At 68.1% G+C, this 23,711-nt stretch carries 19 protein-coding genes; 14 read left to right on the plus strand and 5 right to left on the minus strand.

The genetic code is table 11. The features are described from left to right. The 11 genes from murG to ligA all read left to right on the plus strand — a co-directional run. Positions 1-1,041, plus strand: a 1,041-nt coding sequence (gene murG, locus ACREE8_RS22795) for an undecaprenyldiphospho-muramoylpentapeptide beta-N-acetylglucosaminyltransferase (RefSeq protein WP_431575316.1), incomplete at its 5' end; no start/stop codon positions are given. Then, the gene (gene murC / locus ACREE8_RS22800; RefSeq protein ID WP_431575317.1) at positions 1,038-2,480 is read left to right on the plus strand and encodes a UDP-N-acetylmuramate--L-alanine ligase; all 1,443 of its coding nucleotides are present in this window, start codon (positions 1,038-1,040) and stop codon (positions 2,478-2,480) included. The genes murG and murC, both read left to right, overlap by 4 nt. Continuing rightward, a complete protein-coding gene (gene murB, locus ACREE8_RS22805) occupies positions 2,480-3,436 on the plus strand; it encodes a UDP-N-acetylmuramate dehydrogenase (RefSeq protein WP_431575351.1) in 957 nt (318 codons plus the stop codon). Before murC ends, murB begins: the two co-directional genes overlap by 1 nt. Further along, complete coding sequence (locus ACREE8_RS22810; RefSeq protein ID WP_431575318.1) at positions 3,433-4,350, plus strand: D-alanine--D-alanine ligase; 918 nt, start codon at positions 3,433-3,435, stop codon at positions 4,348-4,350. The genes murB and ACREE8_RS22810 overlap by 4 nt, the downstream gene beginning before the upstream one ends. After that, a complete protein-coding gene (locus tag ACREE8_RS22815; RefSeq protein ID WP_431575319.1) occupies positions 4,338-5,213 on the plus strand; it encodes a cell division protein FtsQ/DivIB in 876 nt (291 codons plus the stop codon). Before ACREE8_RS22810 ends, ACREE8_RS22815 begins: the two co-directional genes overlap by 13 nt. A gap of 82 nt (positions 5,214-5,295) precedes the next feature. Continuing rightward, positions 5,296-6,546: a cell division protein FtsA gene (ftsA, locus tag ACREE8_RS22820; protein ID WP_431575320.1), complete on the plus strand. Its 1,251-nt coding sequence runs from the start codon at positions 5,296-5,298 to the stop codon at positions 6,544-6,546. A 93-nt stretch (positions 6,547-6,639) separates the two neighbouring features. Beyond that, positions 6,640-8,517: a cell division protein FtsZ gene (ftsZ, locus tag ACREE8_RS22825; RefSeq protein WP_431575321.1), complete on the plus strand. Its 1,878-nt coding sequence runs from the start codon at positions 6,640-6,642 to the stop codon at positions 8,515-8,517. Positions 8,518-8,723: 206 nt separating this feature from the next. After that, on the plus strand, positions 8,724-9,659 hold the full coding sequence (gene lpxC, locus ACREE8_RS22830) for a UDP-3-O-acyl-N-acetylglucosamine deacetylase (protein WP_431575322.1): 936 nt from the start codon (positions 8,724-8,726) through the stop codon (positions 9,657-9,659). Positions 9,660-9,863: 204 nt separating this feature from the next. Beyond that, positions 9,864-10,676, plus strand: coding sequence for an outer membrane protein assembly factor BamD (locus tag ACREE8_RS22835; protein ID WP_431575323.1), 813 nt, complete (start codon positions 9,864-9,866; stop codon positions 10,674-10,676). 7 nt (positions 10,677-10,683) lie between these two features. After that, positions 10,684-12,348: a DNA repair protein RecN gene (gene recN, locus ACREE8_RS22840; protein WP_431575324.1), complete on the plus strand. Its 1,665-nt coding sequence runs from the start codon at positions 10,684-10,686 to the stop codon at positions 12,346-12,348. Further along, the gene (gene ligA, locus ACREE8_RS22845; RefSeq protein WP_431575325.1) at positions 12,345-14,516 is read left to right on the plus strand and encodes an NAD-dependent DNA ligase LigA; all 2,172 of its coding nucleotides are present in this window, start codon (positions 12,345-12,347) and stop codon (positions 14,514-14,516) included. The genes recN and ligA overlap by 4 nt, the downstream gene beginning before the upstream one ends. Before the next feature lie 181 nt (positions 14,517-14,697). Here the strand turns inward: ligA and ACREE8_RS22850 are convergent, their stop codons facing one another. Further along, a complete protein-coding gene (locus ACREE8_RS22850) occupies positions 14,698-16,698 on the minus strand; it encodes an aminopeptidase P family protein (RefSeq protein ID WP_431575352.1) in 2,001 nt (666 codons plus the stop codon). Between the two features lie 288 nt (positions 16,699-16,986). Here ACREE8_RS22850 and ACREE8_RS22855 point away from each other — a divergent pair, with 288 nt between their 5' ends. Continuing rightward, complete coding sequence (locus ACREE8_RS22855) at positions 16,987-17,634, plus strand: DUF1127 domain-containing protein (protein WP_431575326.1); 648 nt, start codon at positions 16,987-16,989, stop codon at positions 17,632-17,634. Positions 17,635-17,934: 300 nt separating this feature from the next. Next, on the plus strand, positions 17,935-18,219 hold the full coding sequence (locus tag ACREE8_RS22860) for a hypothetical protein (RefSeq protein ID WP_431575327.1): 285 nt from the start codon (positions 17,935-17,937) through the stop codon (positions 18,217-18,219). On the opposite strand, the gene ACREE8_RS22865 is transcribed toward ACREE8_RS22860, so the two are convergent. From ACREE8_RS22865 to ACREE8_RS22880, 4 genes are all read right to left on the minus strand, one after another. Next, positions 18,206-19,153 carry a 50S ribosomal protein L11 methyltransferase gene (locus ACREE8_RS22865; RefSeq protein ID WP_431575328.1) on the minus strand — a complete coding sequence of 316 codons (948 nt, stop codon included), beginning with the start codon at positions 19,151-19,153 and terminating at the stop codon, positions 18,206-18,208. The two genes, ACREE8_RS22860 and ACREE8_RS22865, sit on opposite strands and share 14 nt — an antisense overlap. Before the next feature lie 8 nt (positions 19,154-19,161). Beyond that, positions 19,162-21,504, minus strand: a complete 2,343-nt coding sequence (locus ACREE8_RS22870; RefSeq protein WP_431575329.1) for an ATP-dependent helicase — start codon at positions 21,502-21,504, stop codon at positions 19,162-19,164. A 76-nt stretch (positions 21,505-21,580) separates the two neighbouring features. Next, positions 21,581-22,240, minus strand: a complete 660-nt coding sequence (locus ACREE8_RS22875; RefSeq protein WP_431575330.1) for a dimethylsulfonioproprionate lyase family protein — start codon at positions 22,238-22,240, stop codon at positions 21,581-21,583. Positions 22,241-22,252: 12 nt separating this feature from the next. Then, positions 22,253-22,513, minus strand: coding sequence for a hypothetical protein (locus ACREE8_RS22880; protein ID WP_431575331.1), 261 nt, complete (start codon positions 22,511-22,513; stop codon positions 22,253-22,255). Between the two features lie 45 nt (positions 22,514-22,558). On the opposite strand from ACREE8_RS22880, the gene ACREE8_RS22885 reads away from it, so the two are divergent. Beyond that, on the plus strand, positions 22,559-23,701 hold the full coding sequence (locus ACREE8_RS22885; protein ID WP_431575332.1) for a succinylglutamate desuccinylase/aspartoacylase family protein: 1,143 nt from the start codon (positions 22,559-22,561) through the stop codon (positions 23,699-23,701). Positions 23,702-23,711: the final 10 nt, after the last annotated feature.

Raw genomic sequence — 23,711 nt, forward strand, 5'->3', positions numbered from 1 at the left:
CTCTTGAAGCGCGGCCGGCGCGTCATGCTCGTGACCGACAAGCGCGGCCAGGGCTTCGGCGACCGCCTGCCCGAGGTCGAGACCCGGCGCATCCCGGCGGGTGCTCTCGCCGGCAAGCGGATCTCCGACCGGCTGAGCGGCCTCTTCCGTCTGGCCCAGGGTTATTTCGAGGCGCGCAAGATCCTGCGTTCGGCCCGGCCGTCCCTGGCGGTGGGCTTCGGCGGCTATGCCTCGGTGCCGGCCATGCTGGCGGCCGGCCATGCCAAGGTGCCGCTGCTGCTCCATGAACAGAACGCCGTGATGGGCCGCGCCAATCGGCTGCTGGCGTCGCGTGCCAACCGGATCGCCACCTGCTTCGAACAGGTCGGTGCCCTGCCCGCCTCGGCGCGGAGCCGCGCCATCCTGACCGGCAACCCGGTCCGGCCGGCCATCGCCGCGCTCGCCCACAGCATATATGTGGCGCCCCAGCCCGGCGGTGCCTTGGAGCTGCTGGTCATCGGCGGCAGCCAGGGTGCCCGGATCCTGTCCCAGGTGATCCCGGCTGCGATCGAACGGCTGGGGAGCGCCGAACGCGCCCGCCTGCGCCTCGCCCAGCAATGCCGGGCGGAAGATCTGGAAACCGTCGCCGCCGCCTATCGCAAGATCGGCTTCGCCGCCGAGCTCAAGCCCTTCTTCTCCGACATGGCGGCACGCCTCGCCCATGTGCATCTCATGATCGCGCGCTCCGGCGCCTCGACCGTCGCCGAGCTGCAGGCCGCGGGCCGGCCCTCGATCCTGGTGCCCTACCGCTTCGCCGCCGACGATCACCAGACCGCCAATGCCCGCGCCATGGCGCAGTCGGGTGCCGCCTGGGTCATGACCGAAGCCGAATTCACGCCCGAGGCGCTGGCCGCGAGGCTGGCCTCGCTCCTGGCCGATCCGCAGCAATTGGCGAAAGCCGCCGCCGCGTCGCGCAGCCTCAGCCATCCCGACGCCGCCGAGCGCCTGGCCGACCTCGCCGAATCGCTGGCGCCGCTCGTCGCCGGAAAGGAGGCCGCATGAGGGCCCTTCCGCTCGACATCGGCATCCTGCATTTCGTCGGCATTGGCGGCATCGGCATGAGCGGTATCGCCGAGATCCTGCATAACCTGGGCTACCGGGTGCAGGGCTCGGACGCGTCCGACAGCGGCAATGTGAAACGCCTGCGGACGCTGGGCATCACGGTCGAGATCGGCCACAAGGCCGAGAATCTGGGCCAGGCCGAGGTGATCGTCGTCTCCTCGGCGATCAAGCCGGAAAACCCCGAGGTCGTGGCGGCGCGCTCGCGCTTCCTGCCGGTGGTTCGCCGCGCCGAGATGCTGGCCGAGCTGATGCGCCTCAAATGGTCGGTCGCGATCGGCGGGACCCACGGCAAGACCACCACGACCTCGCTGGTCGCCCAGCTCGTGGACGCCGCCGGCCTCGATCCGACCGTGATCAATGGCGGCATCATCAACAGCTACGGCACCAACGCGCGGCTGGGCTCGGGCGACTGGATGGTGGTCGAGGCCGACGAGTCCGACGGCACCTTCGTCAAGCTGCCGGCGACGATCGTCATCGTCACCAACATGGATCCCGAGCATCTCGATTTCTACGGCACGGTCGAGGCGATGAACCGCGCCTATGAGGAGTTCGTCAAGAACATCCCCTTCTATGGCTTCGCCACGCTCTGCATCGATCACCCGGTGGTGCAGGCCATGATCCCGCGCGTCTCCGATCGGCGCATCGTGACCTATGGCATGAGCCCGCAGGCGGCCGTGCGCGCGGTCAATGTCGAAGTCGGGCCCACCGGCGCCGTCTATGACGTGATCATCCAGGACCGCCACCAGCAGGAGGAGCGCCGCATCGAGCGCCTCCATCTGCCGATGCATGGCGCGCATAACGTCCAGAACTCGCTGGCCGCCATCGCCGTTGCCCATGAGATGGGCATCGGCGACGACATCATCCGCAAGGGGCTGGGCTCCTTCGCCGGCGTCAAGCGCCGCTTCACCCGCACCGGCGAGGCCGGCGGCATCACCGTGATCGACGATTACGGCCACCATCCGGTCGAGATCGCGGCCGTCTTGCGCGCCGCGCGCGGTGCCACGCAGGGCCGCGTCATCGCCGTGGTGCAGCCGCACCGCTTCACCCGGCTCAAGAATCTGTTCGAGGAGTTCTGCTCCTGCTTCAACGACGCCGACGAGGTGATCGTGGCCGACGTTTATACCGCCGGAGAAGCACCGATCGAGGGTGCCAGCCGCGATGCGCTGGTCGCAGGCCTGCAGAATCGCGGTCACCGCCATGTCTCGCCTCTGCCCTCGCCTGAAGCCCTGCCCGCCATGATCCATGAGCTGGCGCAACCCGGCGATCTCGTCGTCTGCCTTGGCGCCGGCAGCATCACTTATTGGGCGAATGCGCTGCCCGAGCAGTTGAAGGCGCTGCAGGCGAGCCAGCCCAAGCCCCCCAAGGGAGCGGGCGAATGATGGCCGCGATGAAGCGCCCCACCGATCCCCTGGCCGGATTGCCGCCCGTGCGCGGACGGCTCACGGCCGATGCGCCTTTGGCCGGCGTCACCTGGTTCCGCGTCGGCGGCGCGGCCGAGATCATGTTCCGACCGGCCGATCGCGACGACCTGGCGGGCTTCCTCGCCGGCAAGCCGGCCGGTCTGCCGGTGACGGTGATCGGCGTCGGCTCGAACCTGCTGGTGCGCGATGGCGGCGTCCCCGGCGTGGTGATCCGCTTGGGCCGCGAGTTCGCGCGCATCGCGGCCGAGGGCGAGCGGATCCGCACCGGTGCTGCGGCACTCGATCTCAACGTCTCGATCGCCGCCCGCGATGCAGGCCTCGCCGGCCTCGAGTTCCTCTCCGGCATTCCCGGCACGGTCGGCGGCGCGCTCCGCATGAATGGCGGCGCCTATGGCCGCGAGATGAACGACGTGGTGATCGAAGGCGAAGCGCTCGACGGCAGCGGCAAGCTGCATCAGCTCAGCCACAAGGATTTCGGCTTCAGCTATCGCCATTGCGACCTGCCCGAGGAGTGGATCTTCACCGGCGCGCTGCTGCAAGGCCGGCGCGACGAGCCCGCCGCGATCCAGGCTCGCATGGCCGAGATCCAGAAGGCGCGCGAGGAGAGCCAGCCGATCCGCACCCGCACGGGCGGCAGCACCTTCGCCAATCCCGCCGGCCCCGAAGCGCGCGGCCACAAGGCCTGGCAGCTCATCGACGAGGCTGGCTGCCGGGGATTGCGCATCGGTGGCGCGCAGGTCTCCGAGCGGCACTGCAATTTCCTCATCAACACCGGCGATGCGACCGCCGCGGATATCGAGACGCTCGGCGAGGAAGTGCGCCGGCGCGTGAAGGAGAAGACCGGCGTGACGCTCGAATGGGAAATCCGCCGCATCGGCCGGCCTGCCACCAACGGTCCGGAGGTGCGCGCATGAAACGCGTTGCCGTGTTGATGGGCGGACCCTCCGCCGAGCGCGAGGTGTCGCTGGTGAGCGGCAAGGCCTGCGCCGAGGCCCTGCGCGCCGAAGGCTATGACGTGACCACGGTCGATGTAGGCCGCGACGTGTCGGCTCTGATCGCGGCGCTCGAGCCGCGCCCCGACACCGTCTTCAACGCGCTCCATGGCCGTTGGGGCGAGGATGGCTGCGTCCAGGGCGTGCTCGATCTCATGGGCATTCCCTATACCCATTCCGGCCTGCTGGCCTCCGCGCTCGCCATGGACAAGCCGATGGCCAAGCGTGTCTTCGCCGCGGCCGGCATCCGCTGCCCCGGCGGCAGGCTCGTCACGCGCGAGGAGTTCGCCAAGGGCGAGCCGATGGCGCGGCCCTATGTGATGAAGCCCTATAACGAGGGCTCGAGCGTCGGCGTGCGGATCGTGCGCCAGGGCGACAACATGCCTCCGCTCGCGGCCGAGTGGCCTTATGGACTGGCGGCGCTGGTCGAGCCCTTCATCGCGGGCCGCGAATTGACGGTGGCCGTCATGGGCGACCGTCCGCTGGCGGTGACCGAGCTCATCTCCAAGACCAAATTCTACGATTACGAAGCCAAATACACGGACGGCATCACCCAGCATCTGGTGCCGGCCCCGCTGCCCCCGGCGGTCTATGAGGCCGCGCTGGCGAACGCGCTCGCGGCCCACCGGTCTCTGGGCTGCCGCGGCGTCTCGCGCAGCGACTTCCGTTACGACGACACGCAAGGCGGCGGGCCCGAGCAGCTCTATCTGCTCGAGGTCAACACCCAGCCCGGCATGACGCCGCTCTCGCTGGCGCCCGAGCAGGCCAAGCATGTCGGCATCTCGTTTCGTGCCCTGGTGAGCTGGATGGTGGAGAACGCGCAATGCGACGTGTGACGGCCTCCGCCAAGTCCCGGGCTGACGCGCCGCGCGGCAAGGCCAAGCTGCGGCGCGATCCGCGCAGCCTGCGCCGCCAGCGCCTGCAGCGTTACGCCCTCATCGGTGCCACCCTCGCCACGGTCGTGGGCGCGAGCTGGATGATGTGGCCCGGCGCCTGGATCGGACGCCAGGGCGTGGCCCTCGGCGATAGCCTGGTGGCGCTGTCCGGCAAGATGGGCCTGACGCTGCAGAGCGTGGCTGTCGATGGCCGCCAGCAGACGCCGCCGGAGGAATTGCTGGCCGCGATCGGGGCCGACCGCGGCACCCCGCTGCTGGCACTCGATCCCGAGGCGATCCGCGCCCGCGTCGAGATGCTGCCCTGGGTCAAGGGTGCCAGCGTGCGCCGCGGCCTCGATGGCACGCTGACCGTTCATGTCGACGAGTTCGCGCCCTTCGCGCTGTGGCAGCGTGACGGCAAGTTCTATCTGGTGGATCGCGAGGGCGAGGCCATCGCCGCCGACGATCCCGGCCGCTTCAACCAGCTCCTGGTGCTGGTGGGCGACAACGCCCCGCAGCATGCGGCCGACCTGGTGACGATGCTGGGTCTCGAGCCGGAGTTGAAGACCCGCGTGCGCGCCGCCGTCTGGGTCGGCGACCGCCGCTGGAACCTGCGCCTCGACAATGGCGTGGATGTGAAGCTGCCCGAGACCAATCCGACCGCGGCCTGGCTCGAGCTGGCCCGCCTGGAGCGCGAGCAGGGGCTGCTCAAGCGCGACCTCTCAGCGATCGATCTCAGATTGCCCGACCGCATGGTGGTGCGGCTGGCGCCGGACGCGAAGCCGGTCGCCACCAAACCCGCGGCACCGGGGAGCGACACATGACATTCGGGGGAGCGGGTCACGGCCAGAAGGCCGGGCCGGCAGGCAGCGTAGAACAGGGGCGTTGGGAATGAGGAAGCCAAGAATGGCATCGCGCAGCGGCACGGTCGCCGCGCTCGACGTCGGGACCAGCAAGATCTGCTGCTTCATCGCGCGGCTGGAGGAAGACGGCCGCCCGCGCGTGACCGGCATCGGCCATCAGGTGTCGCGCGGCGTGCGCAGCGGCGCCATCGTCGATATGGAGCAGGCCGAGGCGGTCATCCTGAGCGCGGTCCATGCCGCCGAGGAGATGGCCGGCGAGACCATCCATGAGGTGATCGTCAATCTCTCGGGCGGCTATCCCGCCTCGCAGACGGTCGGCGTCGAGGTCCAGATCGCCGGCCATGAGATCGGCGACGGCGACCTGCGCCGCGTGCTGGAGCAGGGCGGCATGCTCGACGCCCATGGCGAGCGCCGCCTGATCCATTCGATCCCGATCCGCTACTCGATCGACGGCAGCAGCGGCATCCGCGATCCGCGCGGCATGTTCGGCGAGCGCCTCGGCGTCGACATGCATGTGGTGACGGCGCAGGCCGGCGCCGTGCGCAACCTGACGAGCTGCATCGCCCGCTGCCATCTCGAGATCGGCGCGCTGGTGGTCTCGCCCTACGCGGCCGGACTCGCCTCGCTGGTCGATGACGAGCGCGATCTCGGCGTGACCGTGATCGACATGGGCGGCGGCGCCACCACCATCTCCGTCTTCTTCGACGGCAATGTCGTCTATACCGACATCGTGCCGGTCGGCGGCGCCCATGTGACCAACGACATCGCCCGTGGCCTCTCGACGCCCTTGGCCCACGCCGAGCGGCTCAAGACGCTCTATGGCAATTGCATGCTCTCGCCCTCCGACGAGCGCGAGATGATCACGGTCCCGCTGGTCGGCGAGGAGGATGCGGTCGAGGGCAACACCATCGCCCGCTCGATGCTGGTCGGCATCATCCAGCCGCGCCTCGAGGAGACCTTCGAGCTGGTGCGCCAGCGCCTGGAGCAGAGCGGCTTCGACAAGATCGCCGGCCGCCGCGTCGTCCTGACCGGCGGCGCTTCGCAACTGGCGGGCCTGCGCGAGCTGGCCTCGGCCGTCCTCGACAAGCAGGTGCGCATGGGGCGCCCGATCCGCATCGCCGGCCTGGCCGAAGCGACGGGCGGTCCCGCCTTCGCCACCGCCGCCGGACTTCTGGTCTATGCGCAGCAGGCCTACCACCGGCTGCCGCGCACCGAGGGCCGTCATCAAACCCAACAAGGAGAGGCCGCCGGCTTCATCGGCCGGCTGGGCAACTGGCTCCGTGTCAATTTTTGAGTTCACCCCATACCGGGCCCCTGGCAAGGCCCGGCATAACCGGCGCCGGATCAACCGGCGCCGACACACCCGTGTCATGAATGGAGGCCGTACATGACTTTGAACCTGTCTCTGCCACACAATCCGCATGAGATTAAGCCGCGCATCACCGTCATCGGTGTGGGCGGAGCCGGCGGCAATGCCGTCAGCAACATGATCCGCTCGAATCTCGAGGGGGTCGAATTCATCATCGCCAACACCGACGCCCAGGCGATCGCGCAATCGCAATGCGCGCGACGCATCCAGCTCGGCCATGGCATCACCCAAGGTCTGGGCGCCGGCTCGCGCCCCGATATCGGCCGCGCCGCCGCCGAGGAATCGATCGATAGCGTGATCGAGGAACTGGCCGGCTCGAACATGGTGTTCATCACCGCCGGAATGGGCGGCGGCACCGGCACCGGTGCCGCTCCCGTCGTCGCCCGCGCCGCGCGCGAGCACGGCATCCTCACCGTCGGCGTGGTGACCAAGCCGTTCCATTTCGAGGGCCTGCACCGGATGCGTCTGGCCGAGAGCGGCATCCAGGAACTGCAGCAATATGTCGACACGCTGATCATCATCCCGAACCAGAACCTGTTCCGGATCGCGACCGAGAAGACCACCTTCGCCGACGCCTTCGCGATGGCCGACCAGGTGCTCTATTCGGGCGTGCGCGGCGTCACCGACCTGATGGTGATGCCGGGCCTGATCAATCTCGACTTCGCCGACATCCGCTCGGTCATGACCGAGATGGGCAAGGCGATGATGGGAACCGGCGAGGCCGAAGGCGAAGGCCGGGCCGTAACCGCCGCGGAACGGGCGGTGTCGAACCCGCTGCTCGACGATGTCTCGATGAAGGGCGCCCGCGGCGTTCTCATCAACATCACCGGCGGCCCCGACATGACCCTGTTCGAGGTGGACGAGGCCGCGACCCGGATCCGCGAGGAAGTCGATCCCGAAGCCAACATCATCTTCGGCTCGACCTTCGACCAGAACCTCACCGGCAAGATCCGCATCTCCGTCGTGGCCACCGGCATCGAAGCCGCGGGCCAGGTGATGCAGCGTCCGGTCAGCCTCAGCCTCGTCGCGGCCGGTGGCCGCGTCGTCAGCACGCCGGTCCATCAGCCGGCCGAGGCGCCGTCGGTCCTGCGGGCCGAGCGTCGCGACATGATCGAGGCCCCGCCGGCCGCGGTCATGAGCGCACAACCCTCCACCTCCGGCGCACTCGCGATGGCGATGGAAACCCACCCGGCGCCGGCCATGCCGGCACCGCGTCCGGCCATGGCCATGCCGGCTCCGGCCATGATGGCCCCGGCGACCGTCAGCCAGCCCCAGAGCGATGCGGGCATGTCGCTCGCCTATAATCTGGCGGCCACGCCGGCACCGACCGTCGCAACGCCGGCGCCGACCATGGCACCGACAGCGATGGCACCGATGACGGCGCCCCGCCATACCGAGGAACGGCCCTTCATCGCGCCGCCCCCGGTCGAACGGGCGGCAATGCCGGCACCGCGGGCTCCCCTGCCGACCATGACTCCGCCCGCCATGACGGCCCCGGCGGCATCGATGATGACGGCTCCGGCCATGACCGCTCCGGCGGCCCGGCCGAGCCCCACGCCCACCGCCCCTGAAGCGCCGCGTCGCGGATCGAACCTCTTCGCGCGCGTGACCGGAAGCGGTGGTTTGTTTGGTCGGGCACCCAAAGTAGAGCCGGCGTCCGCGCCGACCGCGGCTCCGGCCGCACCGGCACCGCGCCTGCAGGCTCCGACCATGCCCGCACAGCCGGCGCCGCAGCCGGTTGCACCGCCGCGTGCCGCCACAACCCCCGCCGCGCCGCAAGCTGCCGAAGCGCAGCAGCGGCTGGCGGGACTGGATCCGAAGGACCGCATCGCCTCGACACGCGCCGAGGAAGAGTTCTTCGAAATCCCCGCCTTCCTGCGTCGGCAAGCCAACTGAGCCCTTGGCCGGATTTTCGCCACGGGATTGATTGACTGCGGACACGGGTGCCACAGCTTTTCCCCGGTGCCATCGTCTTTTCGATGGCACCGGGGCTCTTTCTTCCTCTAGGCTGGCGATCGAATCAGAATCGCTGGCCCGATGCGCAAAGCGGAGCTGATTTCCGAGATCTTTCCAGATCGCTTCAGGGAACAGCCTCCCCCCAAATGCCTGACACCATCGCCGGCTCGACTGAGTTCGCTGGGTTTGCACGTCAGCGGACGTTGCGCAACAGCGTGTCCTGTTCGGGTATCGGATTGCACAGCGGACGCGCGGTCCGCATGAGCATCCACGCCGCCCCCGCCGGCAGCGGCATCCGCTTCATCCGCACCGATCTCAGCGGCGACAAGGCGATCATCGCCGCCGATTGGCGCCAAGTCTGCGATCTGCCGCTCTGCACGGCACTGAGCAACGATGCCGGCACGCAGGTGGCGACTGTCGAGCATGTGATGGCCGCGCTGGCCGGTTGCGGCATCGACAATGCCGAGATCGCGGTCGATGCGCCCGAGCTCCCCATCATGGATGGCAGTGCCGCCCCCTTCCTGTTCCTGATCGAATGCGCCGGCACGGTCGAGCAACCCGCCCCCCGCCGCGCGATCGCGCTGCTCAAATCCGTGGTGGTCGGGGACTCGCAGCGCCGCGTGGCGCTCCATCCCGCCGCCGAATTCAGCGTCGAGATCGAGGTCGATTACGGGACCTGCGCCCTGACGCGCCAGAGCTACAGCGCCCGGGTCACAACGGACGGCTTCCGTGCCGAGATCGCGCGGGCCCGCACCTATGGTTTCCTCGCCGATGCCGAAGCGCTACGCGCCGCCGGCCTCGCCCAGGGCGCCTCGCTCGACAATGCGGTGGTGGTCTCGGAGGGCAAGGTCCTGAACGAGGGCGGCCTGCGCTATCCCAACGAGCTGGCGCGGCACAAGGCGCTCGACGTGATCGGCGATCTGGCCCTGGCCGGAGGACCGCTCCTGGCGCGCTTCGAGGGCCGGCGGTCCGGCCATAAACTGCATCATCGGCTCCTCGCCGAGCTCTTCGCCGACTCCGAGGCCTGGGCCTGGGTTCCGATTCGCGAAGATCTGCCCTTGCAGGTTTCGGCGGCCGAATAGCGCCGCCGGTCCCCGCACAAGGGCCGCCTTCCGCCATTTTCCTCGCTGTTCGAGCCTCCGCGGCCGATACCCCGCCCGACTGCGTACCGGCGCTTGAGGGGCTGAGGCCGGGGCCCTATAGTCGGGCCCGGCGCCCGCCTGGGCCGAGCGTGAATTTGTCAGCCAGGCCAGCGACTTGAACGTGTCGAGGCAAAGCAAGAACCGATGCCGTCCCAGTTCCTACTCCGCCGGCCCGCCCTGGCCGCACTCGCCCTCCTGGCCGGCCTCGCGCTTAGCGCCTGCGGCTCCGACACGCCCAAGATCCCCGATCAGCCGCCCGAGGTCCTCTACAACCAGGGCTACGATCTGATCCAGACTGGCGAGTTCAAGAAAGCGGCCGCGATGTTCGACGAGGTCGAACGTCAGCACCCCTACTCGACCTGGGCGACCCAGGCGCAGCTCATGTCCGCCTATGCGCATTACGTCAACAACGAGTATGACGACGCGATCATCGGGCTTGAGCATTTCATCGATCTGCATCCCGGCCACCGCAACGCTCCCTATGCCTACTATCTGAAGGCGCTTTGCTATTACGAGCAGATCGTCGACGTCGGCCGCGACCAGAGGAACACCGAGCTCGCGCTGCAGAGCCTGGCCGAAGTGGTGGCGCGCTTCCCCAACACCGACTATGCGCGCGACGCCTCGCTGAAGCTCGATCTGACGCGCGACCATCTCGCCGGCAAGGAGATGGAGATCGGCCGCTATTACGAGACCCGGGGCCTGTGGGTCGCCGCCATCAACCGCTACCGCACCGTGATCGAGCGTTTCCAGACCACGACCCATGTGCCCGAAGCGCTGTCGCGGCTGGTCGAATGCTATCTCTCGCTCGGCGTCATGGACGAAGCCCAGAATGCCGGTGCCGTGCTCGGCTACAATTTCCCCGGCACGGACTGGTATCAGGACTCCTATGCGCTCCTGACCAGTCACGACCTGGAGCCGATGCATAAAGAAGGCTCCTGGCTCAACAACATCTTCTGACCCGCGGATGCTGATCGGCCTCGCCATCCGCGATGTCGTTCTGATCGACCGGCTCGATCTTTCCTTTGCGCCGGGCCTTTCGGTGCTGACCGGCGAGACCGGTGCCGGCAAATCGATCCTGCTGGATTCGCTGGGGCTGGCGCTGGGCGAGCGCGCCGACACAGGGCTGCTGCGTCCCGGCGCCGAGCAGGCCAGCGTCACCGCCGAGTTCGATCTCCCTGCCTCCCACCCCGCCAACGCGCTGCTGTCCGAGCAGGGCCTCGCCGTCGAGCCGGCGCTGATCCTGCGCCGCCAGCTCGGCCGCGACGGCCGCAGTCGCGCCTTCGTGAATGACGAGCCGGTCAGCGTCGGGCTGCTCAAGCGGCTTGGCGAAACCCTGGTCGAGATCGCGAGCCAGGCGAGCCAGTCGGGGCTCATGGATTCGGCTACCCATCGCGACCTGCTGGATTCCTTCGGCGGCTTGCGCGCCGCTGCCCGCGAGGTCGCCGCCCACTGGCAGGAATGGCAGGGCGCCAAGGCCGCGCGCGAGGCCGCCGAGGCGAGGCTGGCCGCCGCCCGGCGCGACGAAGACTATCTGCGCCATGCGGTGAAGGAGCTGGATGCGCTTGCCCCCGAGGCGGGCGAGGAGACCAAGCTCGCCAACGAGCGCAGCCTGCTGATGAACCGCGAGAAGCTGGGCGAAGCCCTCTCCGGCGCGCTCGCCGCCATCAGCGGCGATGGCAGCGCCGACGAGCGGCTGGCCCAGGCCCAGCGCCGGCTCGACCGGATCGCGGACAAGGCGGGCGAGGCGCTGCAGCCGGTGACGGCGGCGCTCGATCGCGCGGCCAGCGAGCTGGCCGAGGCGGTCCATGCGCTCCACAGCGTGGCCGCCGCCCTGGACGCCGATCCCAACCGGCTCGAGAAAGTCGAGGAACGGCTCTTCGCCCTGCGCGAGCAGGCCCGCAAGCATAACCGCACCGTGGAGGCCCTGCCCGCCCTGCTGATCGAGATGCAGGCCCAGCTCGAGGCGCTCGACGACCAGTCGGGCGGCCTCGCGGAGCTGGGACGGCGCGAGGCCGATGCGGCCGCCACCTATCGCAAGTCGGCCGACGCCCTGTCCAAGGGTCGGGCCGAAGCCACGCGCAAGCTCGACCGCCGCATCAACGCCGAGCTGACCCCGCTCAAGCTCGACAAGGCGTCATTCCGCACCCGGCTCGAGGCGCTGCCCGAACCGCAATGGGGATCGCACGGGACCGAGCGGGTTCATTTCGAGATCGCGACCATGCCGGGCGCCGAGCCCGGGCCCCTGGGCAAGGTCGCGTCGGGCGGCGAGCTTTCGCGCCTGATGCTGGCCTTGCGCGTGGTGCTGGCCGGCAGCGACCCGGTCTCGACCCTGATCTTCGACGAGGTCGATGCCGGCGTCGGCGGCGCCACGGCGGCGGCCGTCGGCGCCAGGCTGAAGCGCCTCTCCGACGATCTGCAGGTGATCGTGGTGACGCATTCGCCGCAGGTGGCGGCGCTCGGCGTCAATCACTGGCGCGTGCGCAAGAGCCTCGGCAAGAGCCCGCGCACCGAGGTCGAGCCGCTCGACGCCGCCGGAAGGCGCGAGGAGATCGCGCGCATGCTCTCCGGCGCCAAGGTCACCGACGAGGCGCGTGCCGCGGCCGACCGGCTGATGGCAGGGACGGCATGAGCAAGAAACCTTCCGCCGCGACCGGCAGCCTGCCGGTCGACGCGCTCACCCCTGCCCAGGCCGAAGCCGAGCTGGCGCGGCTCGCCGCCGAGATCGCGCGTCATGACAAGCTCTATCATCAGAAGGACGCGCCCGAGATCTCGGACGCCGACTATGACGCACTGGTGATCCGCAACCGCGAGATCGAGGCGCGCTTTCCCGATCTGAAGCGGCTGGACAGCCCGTCATTGCGCGTGGGCGCGGCACCGGCGAGCGGCTTCGCCAAGGTCACGCATCGCGCGCCGATGCTCTCGCTCGACAATGCCTTCGCGCCCGAGGACGTGACCGATTTCCTCGGCCGCATCCGCCGCTTCCTGAAGCTGCCCGAGGATGGCGATATCGAGATGGTGGCCGAGCCCAAGATCGACGGGCTGTCGGCGACGCTCACCTACGAGAATGGCCGCTTCGTCCTCGGCGCCACGCGCGGCGACGGCAGCGTCGGCGAGGACATCACGCGCAATCTGATGCAGCTGAAGGACGTCCCGCGCCAGCTCGCCGGCAAGAAGCCGCCCAAGCTGATCGAGGTGCGCGGCGAGGTCTATATGTCCCGCCTCGATTTCCAGAAGCTCAACAAGACCCGCGAGGCCGAAGAGGAACCGCTCTTCGCGAATCCGCGTAATGCCGCGGCCGGCAGCGTGCGCCAGCTCGATCCCGCCATCACCGCCAGCCGTCCGCTCCATTTCTTCGCCTATGCCGAGGGCGAGAGCGAAGGCGCCACCGAGGATTTGAAGACGCAGGCCGAGTTCCTCGACCGGCTCAAGAGTTGGGGCTTCAGCGTCAATCCGCTGATCAAGCTCTGCGAGAACGAGAAGGCGCTGCTGGCCTTCTATGAGAAGATCGGCGCCCAGCGCGCCAAGCTCGATTACGACATCGACGGCGTCGTCTACAAGGTCAACCGCCGCGACTGGCAGCAGCGCCTGGGCTTCATCGGGCGCGCGCCGCGCTGGGCCCTGGCGCATAAGTTCCCGGCCGAGCGCGCGGAGACCCGGCTCAATGCCATCACCATCCAGGTCGGCCGCACCGGCGCGCTGACGCCGGTGGCCGAGCTCGAGCCGATCAATGTCGGCGGCGTGATGGTCGCGCGCGCGACCTTGCATAACGAGGACGAGATCGAGCGCAAGGATATTCGCGAAGGCGACTGGGTCGTGATCCAGCGCGCCGGCGACGTGATCCCGCAGATCGTCGAGGTGATCAAGAAACGCCGCCCGCGCGATTCCAAACCCTACAAGTTCCCGACCAAATGCCCCGTCTGCCGCAGCCTCGCGGTGCGCGAGATCGACGAGGCGGTGCGCCGCTGCACCGGCGGGCTGATCTGCCCGGCCCAGGCGGTCGAGCGGCTGCGCCATTTCGTCAGCCGGGGTGCTGCCGACATCGACGGGCTGGGTGAGAAGCATATCCAGGCCTTCTGGGACGAGGGCTGGCTCAAGATGCCGGGCGATATCTACCGGCTGAAGAACCACCGCGACGAGCTGGTCGCGCGCGAAGGCTGGGGCGAGCAGTCGGTCAAGAAGCTCCTGGACGCGATCGAGGCGCGCCGACAATTGCCGCTCGACCGCTTCATCTATGCGCTCGGCATCCGTCAGGTCGGCGAACAGACCGCAAAGCTCCTGGCGCGCCATTACGAGACCCTCGCCGCCTGGCGCGACGCGATGATCGAGGCGAGCCAAGGCCTGAAAGAGGCGACGAAGCAGTCGACCGAAGAGTTGCCGCTCGATGTCTGGAAGCTCGCCATCAGCCTCAGCCCTGCCATCGGCGATCTCGATGCGATCGAGGGCATCGGCCCCTCGGTCGCCAACGACATCGTCGAGTTCTTCACCGAGCCGCATAACCGCGAGGTGGTGAAGGATCTGGAACACGAGATCGAGGTTCAGCCCTTCAAGGCGCCGAAGCGCGGCAACTCGCCGGTCGCCGGCAAGACCGTGGTCTTCACCGGCACGCTCGAAACCATGGGCCGCAACGAGGCCAAGGCGAAGGCCGAATCCCTCGGTGCCAAGGTCGCGGGCTCGGTCTCCAGCAAGACCGACTATGTCATCGTCGGCGCCGACGCCGGCTCGAAGGCCAAGAAAGCCACCGAGCTGGGCGTGAAGACGCTGAGCGAGCAGGAGTGGATCGCGCTGATCGGGGGGTGATGCCTCTTTCTTTCCTCTCCCCCACAAAGTGGGGGAGAGGATCAAGGTGAGGGGGTCTCGTTCGTAGAGCGGGATGTTCGAGCGTGAGCATCGGCGTCATTCTCAACAGCGACCGAGAATGTTTCGACGCCCCCTCACCCTGCCCTCTCCCCCGCTGCGCGGGGGCGAGGAAAGAAGGTTGCTACGCCCCCACCGGCCGCGTCGCCTGGGCCAGCCAGGTTGCGGTCGGCGCGTCCAGCAGCGGCGTCAGGCTCTCGCGCACGCGCTGGTGATAGGCGTCGAGCCAGGCGATCTCGTCGGCGGTCATGATCTTGGTGTCGACCAGCCGGCGATCGATCGGCGCCATCGTCAGGGTCTCGAAGGAGAGCATGGGCAGCCCGCCTTCGGGCGCGGGCTCCGCCTGCACCGCGACCAGATTTTCGACGCGGATGCCATAGGCGCCGGTCTTGTAGTAGCCGGGCTCGTTCGAGACGATCATCCCGGGCAGCAGCGCGACGCGGTTGGGCACCTTCGAGATGCGGTGCGGCCCCTCATGCACGGCGAGATAGCTGCCGACGCCATGGCCGGTACCGTGATCGTAATCGAGCCCGACCTCCCAGAGCGCGCGGCGCGCCAGCGCATCGAGCTGGCTGCCCGAGGTGCCGCGCGGAAACTTCGCGGCCCCCAGCGCGATATGGCCCTTGAGCACGCGGGTGAAGCGGTCGCGCATCTCGGGCGTCGGCAGGCCGATCGCGATGGTGCGGGTGATGTCGGTGGTGCCGTCGAGATATTGCGCGCCGGAATCGAGCAGGAACAGCTCGCCGATCTGGAGCTTGCGGTTGGTGCGCGGGCTCGAGCGGTAATGGACGATGGCGCCGTTGGGCCCGGCGCCGGAGATGGTGTCGAAGCTGAAATCGCGGAACAGCTCGCCCATGCGGCGGAACTGGGCCAGCTTCTCGACGGCGATCAGCTCGTCGACCTCGCCCTTGGCGGCGTTGATATCGAGCCAGGCGAGAAAGCGCGTGACCGCGACGCCGTCGCGCCGATGGGCGTTGCGCATGCCGGCGAGCTCGGTCTCGTTCTTGCAGGCCTTGGGCAGCGCGCAAGGATCCTCGCCCATCGCCAGCGAGGCGCCGGACGTTTTCAACTTCTCGACGATCCAGAGCGCGCCGGAGCTGCGATCGATCAGGACGCGGCGATGCTCGCTGCCGAGCCGCTCGAGCGCGCGTCCGAACTCGGAGGGCGGCGACACGGAGACGCCGTTGCCCAGATGAGCCTCGAGCCCGGGCGCCAGCTTCAAGGGCTCCATGAAGAGCTCGACCGTGCCGTCGCGATGGGCGAGCGCGAAACCCAGCGGCAGCGGCGTGCGCGGCACGTCGGCACCGCGCACATTGAGCAGCCAGGCGATCGAGGCCGGCTGGCTGATGACGGCGGCGTCGATCTCGGCCCTCTCCAGCTCGGCGCCGATGGCGGCCCGCTTGTCCGCCGCCTCGCGGCCGGAATATTGGATCGGATGGATCACCACCGGCGCGATCGGCGGCGCCGGCTGGTCGCTCCAGACCGCGTCGACCGGGTTGCGCTCGCAAGCCACGAGCTGCCCGCCGCGACGCTCGGCCGCCTCGCGGATCGCGACCAGCCCGTCGGCGGTGTGGAGCCAGGGGTCATAGCCGAGCCGCCCGCCCGCCGGGAAATGCTGGCCCAGCCAGGCCTCGGCCGGCTCGTCGGTGATGTGGCGATATTCGTAAAGGGCGCCATCGACCTCGTCGCGGACTTGCAGGGTATAGCGGCCATCGATGAAAACGGCCGCCCGGTCGGCCAGCGCCAGCGCCAGGCCCGCGGAGCCGGTGAAGCCGGTCAGCCAGGCCAGGCGGTCGGCCCGGGGCGGGACATATTCGCCCTGGAACTCGTCGGCCCGGGGCACCAGGAAGCCGTCCAGATTCTGCCGGACCAATTCTTTTCGCAGTGCAGCAAGACGCAGGCCTCGATCGCTACCGCGCGCCGCAAGCTCAACTGGTCGCCCAGCGGCTATTTCTTCTTCCAAGGCGGCAAGCTGGCGCTCCAGCGCCTGATCCGGGGAGGCCGCGACCAGCGTCATCCAGTCCTTGGGGCGCTCGCCCCGGGGCGCCGAAACTACGCCCGCGACCAGATGGCGCAGCTTATTGATATCCAAACGAGATCCCGACAGCTTCAGGAGCGCCGCCATGGCGGCGTCGCCCTCATAACGGGGGGGTTGGAGGGGTTGATTCACGCTCGGTTCTCCTGCCATTCACGGTCTGCCATAAGAGCGTCTTGCGGCTGCCACAAGATTTCCTCATTTGTTAACGTGATATGCAAAAATCGTCAATATTTTGTCAATGCATGCGCTGAGGACATTACTGCAATGCAGCAAAACCGCTGCCTAAACTCGGAACTCCTTCCTATATTTGCCACCGTAAGCGCAGGGGCAATAGCGCCCAGGAAAGATGATCGGATCTCGAAAATGACTCGCTTGATGGATTTGGAACTGACGACGGACAGCCGCGCGACGATGCCGGCCTCTGTCGCTTCTGTCGATGGCTTTGCTCGCATTGCTGCCTTCGGCCGTTCGCTGGTCACTCGCTGGCGGCACGCGGCCCGGAAGCACCAGGTGCTGCAGGAGCTCGCGGTGCTGAACGAGCGGATGCTGGCCGATGTCGGCCTGACCCGCGGCGACAGCGAGCGCGTGGCCGAGCTGACCGCTCAGGCCTATGCCCCGATCGACGGGACCCTGTTCCAGGAATTCCAGTCGCTGGTCCAGGATCTGGTGGTTCGCCCGGTGGGCCGTTTCGCCCGCCGCCGCCGCGCCTATCATAATCTGATGGCGCTCGACGATCGCATGCTCCGCGACATCGGCCTGACCCGGGACGAGATCCCGGCCGTCGTGAAGACCCTGACCGGCGACGCGCCGGCCTGGTCGAGCGACGCGGAAGAGGTCTCCACGATTCGCGTGTGGAACCGCTACCGGGCCGCCGCCAAGGAGCTGGGCCAGCTCGACAATCACATGCTGGCTGACATCGGCATCGTCCGTGGCGATATCGACTGGGTTGCCGAAGAGCTGGCGATCCGCTCGGTCCGTCCCGCCGCGAACGCCAACAACAGCTCGGCGCACCGCGCCGCCTGATCTTCCGTCAGCGACCAAGTCGCTGACAAAATTGAATAAATCAAGACGACGGCCCGATCCTCGGGCCGTCGTCTTTCTTTTGCCTTAATGTTTTTTTAACTTTCGTCCCCTGGGGAGCTTCACCGGTAGGGCCCAAGCCAACCGCTGTGCGATGTGACTCCCGCCGCAAGACAAGAAATTCGGGTGTGGGGGCGTGTTATGACGCGGCTTCGTTCGGCCTTGCTCATAGGCATGACGGCTTTGGCGTTCGCGATCCCGGCGACCGGCTGGGCGTCTCCGAAGGGGATCCAAGAGGTCCTGATGGGTTCGGAGATCCAGGGCCTCATCATCGGCAATACCCTGACCGGCGAGACCGCCAAAGCCGGCAGCTTTGCCTACTACTACAACAAGAACGGCACGATCCACGGCGCCGACTACAAGGGCACCTGGACGATCAAGGACAATGCCTTGTGCCTGACCGCCGCCGACGAGACCAAGCCGCGCTGCTGGCGGTTCGGCCGCGACGGCCATAATTTCCAACTGATCCTCGACGGCAGCGTCGTCGGCACCGGATCGGTTGTCCCCGGCAATCCTAACGACCTCTGACCTGACGGCCTCTGTGCGTCGCGGCCCTGACATTGGGCTTGCGCAGCAGCAGCGCCGACCAGTCGCCGTGATGCTGGCGCGCCTCGCAGCGCAGCCCTCGCGCGCGATGGGCCGCCAGCACCTCATCTTCCTGCTCGATCAGCAGCCCTGACAGGATCGCCCGGCCGCCCGGCTCGAGATGGCGCGCCAGATCGGGCGCCATCTCGATCAGGGGCCGCGCCAGGATGTTGGCGACGATGAGATCGAACGGCCCCGCCCGCTTCAGAGCCGCCGCTGCATAACCCTCGCTGCGCAGGGGCCGGATCAGTCTTCGCAATCCATTCCGTTCGGCGTTCTCCCGGGTGACCGTGACGGCATCCGGATCGTTGTCGGCGGCGATCACGGCCACCCCCCAGAGCTTCGCCATGGCGAGCGCCAGGATCCCGGTGCCGCAGCCGAGATCGAGCGGTCGCGCCGGCGGCGTGGCGGCAAGCCGCTCGATCAGCTCGAGACAGCCGCGCGTGGTCTGATGGCGGCCGGTGCCGAAGGCGATGCCGGCATCGATCTCGAGCGCCAGCTTGCCGCGCGGCAGGGCTCCGCGGTGATGCGAGCCATGGACGAAGAAGCGCCCCACCTTGAGCGCCGGCAGCTTCGCCTGGCTTTCGGCCACCCAATCGCGATCGGGCAGGCGATCGAGCTGCCAGGTGCGCTTTTCCAACCCCAGGGATCTCAGCAACGCAGCAAGCGCCTTGCGCTCAGGCCGGGCGGCAAAGAGGGCGTCGATCCGCCAGCGCTTGCCCTTGGCGCGCTCGAAGCGCAGCAGCGCCACGGCATAGGGTTCCAGCGTCTCCTCCAGCGCCGCGATCGTGGCGCCGTCGCGCGCCGACAACTCGATGCGGAATTGCCAGAGGGGCGTGCCGACGCTGGAGGGTTTCGGGCCGGCGCGCTTCGCCATGCGAAGAATCAGCCCGCCTGATCGGCCGGCAGGACGAAGCTCGCCATCACGCGCTTGGTGCCGGCCTTGTCGAACTGGATCTCGAGCTTGTCGCCCTCGGCCACGGTCACCTTGCCGTAGCCGAACTTCAGATGGAACACGCGGTCGCCGACGCCGAAGGCGCCCGACGAGCGCGACGAGGAGGCGGATTCGATCAGCCGCGGCGAGCGTTCGCGCGCAAGGGCATCGCGCCGCACGTCGAACCGCGCGACGTTCGAGCGTCCCGCATTCCCGCCCGAGAAGAACCGTCCGAATTCGCGCCCGCCGCTCTCGCCGAGCCGGCCGCGCGGCCATTCATCCGTATCCTCGCCGCCCCGGCCGGCACCATAGAGGCCGGGATCGACGATCCGGTCGATCGCGTCCTTGGGCAATTCGTCCACGAAGCGCGACGGAATCAGGCTCTGCCACTGGTTATGGATGCGCCGGTTGGCGGCATAGGAAACCCAGGCGCGCTTGCGCGCCCGCGTCAGCCCGACATAGGCGAGCCGCCGCTCCTCCTCGAGCCCGGACAGCCCGGTCTCGTCGAGCGCCCGCTGATGCGGGAACACGCCCTCCTCCCAGCCCGGCAGGAACACATAGTCGAACTCCAGGCCCTTGGCGCTGTGCAGCGTCATGAGCGTGACCTTCTCGACCGAATCGGTCGCGGCATTCTCCATCACCAGGCTCACATGCTCGAGAAATCCCTCCAGGGTCTCGAACTCGCCCATGGCGACGACGAGCTCCTTGAGGTTCTCGAGCCTTCCGGCCGCGTCGGGGGAGCGGTCGTTCTGCCACATCGCGGTGTAGCCGGATTCATCGAGCAGCCTCTCGGCCAGCTCGGTATGAGGAAGATCGCGCGCGAAGCCGCGCCAGCGGTCGAGATCCTCCATGAAGCGGCTCAAGGCCCGCTTGGCCGCCGGCTTGAGCTCGTCGCTGCCGACCAGCCGCAGGGCCGCTTCCGTCAGCGGCATCTCGTTGGCGCGGGCGAAGCGATGCAGCAATTGCAGCGTGCTGTCGCCGATGCCCCGGCGCGGGAGATTGACCACGCGATCGAAGGCGAGGTCGTCGACCGGTTGATGCACCAGCCGGAGATAGGCGAGCGCGTCGCGGATTTCCTGGCGCTCATAGAAACGCGGGCCACCCACGACGCGATAGGGTATGTCGGCGGTGAGGAACCGTTCTTCGAACTCGCGCATCTGATAGCCGGCACGCACCAGGATCGCGATCTGTCCCATGGGTCCGCCGCGCCGCTCGATCGCCTCCACCTCGTCGGAGATGTAGCGGGCCTCGGCCTCGCCGTCCCACAAGCCCCGCAGCAGCACCTTCTCGCCCGGATCGTCCTCGGTCCAGAGCGTCTTGCCGAGCCGGCCCTCGTTATGCGCGATCAACCCCGAGGCCGCGCGCAGGATATGCTGGGTCGAGCGGTAATTGCGCTCGAGCCGGATGATGCGGGCGCCCGGGAAGTCCTCCTCGAACCGCAGGATGTTGCCGACCTCGGCGCCGCGCCAGCCATAGATCGACTGGTCGTCGTCGCCCACGCAGCAGATGTTCCGATACTTCTGCGCCAGCAGCCGCAGCCACAAATATTGAGAAACATTGGTGTCCTGATACTCGTCGACCAGGATGTAGCGAAAGCGCTGCTGATAGCGCTCCAGGATCTCGGGGCGCGTCAGGAAGATCGTCAGGTTATGCAGGAGCAGATCGCCGAAATCGGTGGCGTTCAGCGTCTTCAGCCGTTCCTGATAGGCGCGATAGATCTCGGGCGCCCGGCCGCCAGCGAAATCGCCGGCTTCGGCGACGCCGATCTTGTCGGGCGTCAGGCCGCGATCCTTCCAGCGCTCGATCTGATGCAGCACCGCGCGCGCCGGCCATTTCTTGTCGTCGATGTCGGCCGCCTGCACGATCTGCTTCATCAGCCGGAGCTGGTCGTCGGTATCGAGGATGGTGAAGTTCTGCTTGAGGCCCACGACCTCCGCATGGCTGCGCAGGATGCGCGCGGCCAGGGCGTGGAAGGTCCCCAGCCACCAGCCCTCGACCGGACGGTGGACCAGGGCCGCGACGCGGTCCTTCATCTCGCGCGCCGCCTTGTTGGTGAAGGTGACCGCCAGAAGATCGCCCGGACCGGCCTTGCCGGTGTTGAGGAGATGGGCGAGGCGCGTGGTCAGCACGCGCGTCTTGCCGGTGCCGGCACCCGCCAGCACCAGCACAGGACCGTCGAGCGCCTCGACCGCTTCACGCTGGGTCTCGTTGAGCGCCGAAAGATAAAGCGGCGGATGGCCGGCGGCCGCTGCCGGGCGCGGCTCGAAAAAGGGAGAATCGCTGTCGGAAGTCATCACGGACGGGCTTATAGCATGCCCGCTGCGCTCGATTTATGCGTTTTCGCGAGGGCTCCCCGCGGCCGGAATCGGCTCAAGATGCAAGGATCCTGGCACCCGTCGCGAGATCGCCCAGCCACAGATAGAAGGCCAGCAAGGGCACGGCCCCGGCTTCGGTCGCATGGACCATGCCCGAGGCGTGATGAACGAGATCGCCCGCCTGCCGCTCGCGCCATTTCTCCTCGCCCCGCAGCCAGCGCGCCGGCGCCAGCGGCACATAAAGCTCCTCGGCGGGATGCGCATGGGGCGGGTAGAGAGTGCCCGGCGCCAGGAACAGAACGCCGAAGGCCAGTCGATCGCTCGTCATCAGGCTCGGTACCAGGGTGGGACCGACGAACTGCGCGTAACCGTAGCGGTCCAGGAAATCGCGGGAGGGCGGTCGATCGCGATAACCTTGGGTCCAACGCAAGGCAGGCGCCAACTTGGACAGCGGCTCGGCCAGGTCGGGCACACCTTCCCGCGCCGCCGCGAGCGCCTCGGGCAGCTTTTTCAGGACGGCCAAGGCGAACTCGGCGCCGGCACCGCCCTCCGGAATCTGGACAGGCCCGCGAAGCCCTGAAAGAGCTGCTTCGAAACGCTCGCAAGCGTCGATGGGAAAATCGCTGCCCTGATGCAGCCGCGATCGCAAGGCCGCCACGAGGGCGTCGAAGGCATCCTGGGTCGCGGCAGAACGGCGGGAATCGGGTTTCAACATCTTGTCTTTGAGTTAAGCGGAGAGATGCGATCTGGCAAGGGAGTGGATGGATCGACCGGCGGCAACGCCAGCCCAGGAGACCATGGGATGGCCCGGCGCGGCGATCACATCGCCGTCACCCGGCAATTGCACAGGGCTGCCGATCTTGCGGATTTCAAGGCGGGGCGTGCCGTCGCTGCAGCCGGTGTCGATTCGGGGCCAGATATGATAACGATGGATTGCAATATCAACTCCGAATGGCACGCGCCGGACTGGTGGATGCGCCTTCTTCAACGCCGCATTCCCCCTGCGGTTCCACGGAATCAGGGACCCTGTTCCATGACCAAGACCACCGAACGCATCACCCTGGTGTCGCCCAGCCCTGGCACCCATCGCCAATTGCTGGCGCATCGTTATGGCCGGCCGGGCACTCGACCGAAGGCCTATCTGCAGGCCTCGATCCATGCCGACGAAACACCGGCCATGCTGGTCGCCGATCACCTGATGCGGCTGCTCGACGAGGCCGACGCCAAGGGCGCCATCACCGGCGAGATCATCCTGGTGCCGGTGGCCAACCCGATCGGCCTGTCCCAGAGCCTGAACGATCATCTGCTCGGGCGCCATGAAGCCTCCGGCGGCGGTAATTTCAATCGCAGCTGGCCCGATCTCTATCCGACCCTGCCGAAGCGCGTCGCCGGCAAGCTCGGCAGCGATCCGAAGCGGAACATCGAGACCATTCGCGCCGCCTTGCGCGAGATCGCCGGCGAGCTCCAGCCCGGCAACGAGTTCTCGAGCCTGCGCAGCGCCCTGACCCGCCTTGCCGTCGACGCCGATATCGTGCTGGACATGCATTGCGACGACGAAGCGCTGATGCATCTCTATCTGATCCCGCAGCATTGGCCCGAGGCCAGCGACCTCTCGGCCGAGATCGGCAGCCGCGCGACCTTGCTGGCGGAGGATTCCGGCGGCCATTCCTTCGATGAGACCTTCAGCACGCCCTGGACGCGGCTGGCGGTCGCGCTCGGGTCCGAGACGCCCGTGCCGGCCGCCTGTCTCGCCGCGACCATCGAATACCGCGGACAGGCGGATACGAGCGACGAGATCAACCAGCCCGACGCGCAGGCCCTGTTCCGCTTCCTGCAGCGGCGCGGCCTCATCGCGGGCGATCCCGGGCCGTTGCCGAAGCCGTTCTGCGAGGCGACGGGCCTCGATGCGACCGAGGTGCTGCGCTCGCCCGTTGCCGGCATCGTCTGCTATCGCCGAGCCCTGGGCGCCAGGGTCGCCAAGGGCGATGTGATCGCCGAGATCTTGAATCCGCTGGCGGAAGATCCGTCCCAGGCGCGTCTGCCGCTCGCCGCCGGGACCGATGGATTCCTCATGACCCGCCGGCAGCACAAGATGGTGCGGCCGGGAAACTCCATCGGCAAGATCGTCGGCACCGAGCCCCTGCCCTCGCGGCAGGGTTACCTGCTGGAAGACTGAGCCCGCGCGG

The sequence above is a fragment of the Hypericibacter sp. genome (assembly GCF_050729195.1).
Lineage (GTDB): Bacteria > Pseudomonadota > Alphaproteobacteria > Dongiales > Dongiaceae > Hypericibacter.

Coding starts and splice junctions, on each gene's coding strand:
- murC (WP_431575317.1), top strand. CDS start 1,038: ATGAGGGCCCTTCCGCTCGACATCGGCATCCTGCATTTCGTCGGCATT.
- murB (WP_431575351.1), top strand. CDS start 2,480: ATGGCCGCGATGAAGCGCCCCACCGATCCCCTGGCCGGATTGCCGCCC.
- ACREE8_RS22810 (WP_431575318.1), top strand. CDS start 3,433: ATGAAACGCGTTGCCGTGTTGATGGGCGGACCCTCCGCCGAGCGCGAG.
- ACREE8_RS22815 (WP_431575319.1), top strand. CDS start 4,338: ATGCGACGTGTGACGGCCTCCGCCAAGTCCCGGGCTGACGCGCCGCGC.
- ftsA (WP_431575320.1), top strand. CDS start 5,296: ATGGCATCGCGCAGCGGCACGGTCGCCGCGCTCGACGTCGGGACCAGC.
- ftsZ (WP_431575321.1), top strand. CDS start 6,640: ATGACTTTGAACCTGTCTCTGCCACACAATCCGCATGAGATTAAGCCG.
- lpxC (WP_431575322.1), top strand. CDS start 8,724: ATGCCTGACACCATCGCCGGCTCGACTGAGTTCGCTGGGTTTGCACGT.
- ACREE8_RS22835 (WP_431575323.1), top strand. CDS start 9,864: ATGCCGTCCCAGTTCCTACTCCGCCGGCCCGCCCTGGCCGCACTCGCC.
- recN (WP_431575324.1), top strand. CDS start 10,684: ATGCTGATCGGCCTCGCCATCCGCGATGTCGTTCTGATCGACCGGCTC.
- ligA (WP_431575325.1), top strand. CDS start 12,345: ATGAGCAAGAAACCTTCCGCCGCGACCGGCAGCCTGCCGGTCGACGCG.
- ACREE8_RS22850 (WP_431575352.1), bottom strand. CDS start 16,698: ATGGCGGCGCTCCTGAAGCTGTCGGGATCTCGTTTGGATATCAATAAG.
- ACREE8_RS22855 (WP_431575326.1), top strand. CDS start 16,987: ATGGATTTGGAACTGACGACGGACAGCCGCGCGACGATGCCGGCCTCT.
- ACREE8_RS22860 (WP_431575327.1), top strand. CDS start 17,935: ATGGGTTCGGAGATCCAGGGCCTCATCATCGGCAATACCCTGACCGGC.
- ACREE8_RS22865 (WP_431575328.1), bottom strand. CDS start 19,153: ATGGCGAAGCGCGCCGGCCCGAAACCCTCCAGCGTCGGCACGCCCCTC.
- ACREE8_RS22870 (WP_431575329.1), bottom strand. CDS start 21,504: ATGACTTCCGACAGCGATTCTCCCTTTTTCGAGCCGCGCCCGGCAGCG.
- ACREE8_RS22875 (WP_431575330.1), bottom strand. CDS start 22,240: ATGTTGAAACCCGATTCCCGCCGTTCTGCCGCGACCCAGGATGCCTTC.
- ACREE8_RS22885 (WP_431575332.1), top strand. CDS start 22,559: ATGACCAAGACCACCGAACGCATCACCCTGGTGTCGCCCAGCCCTGGC.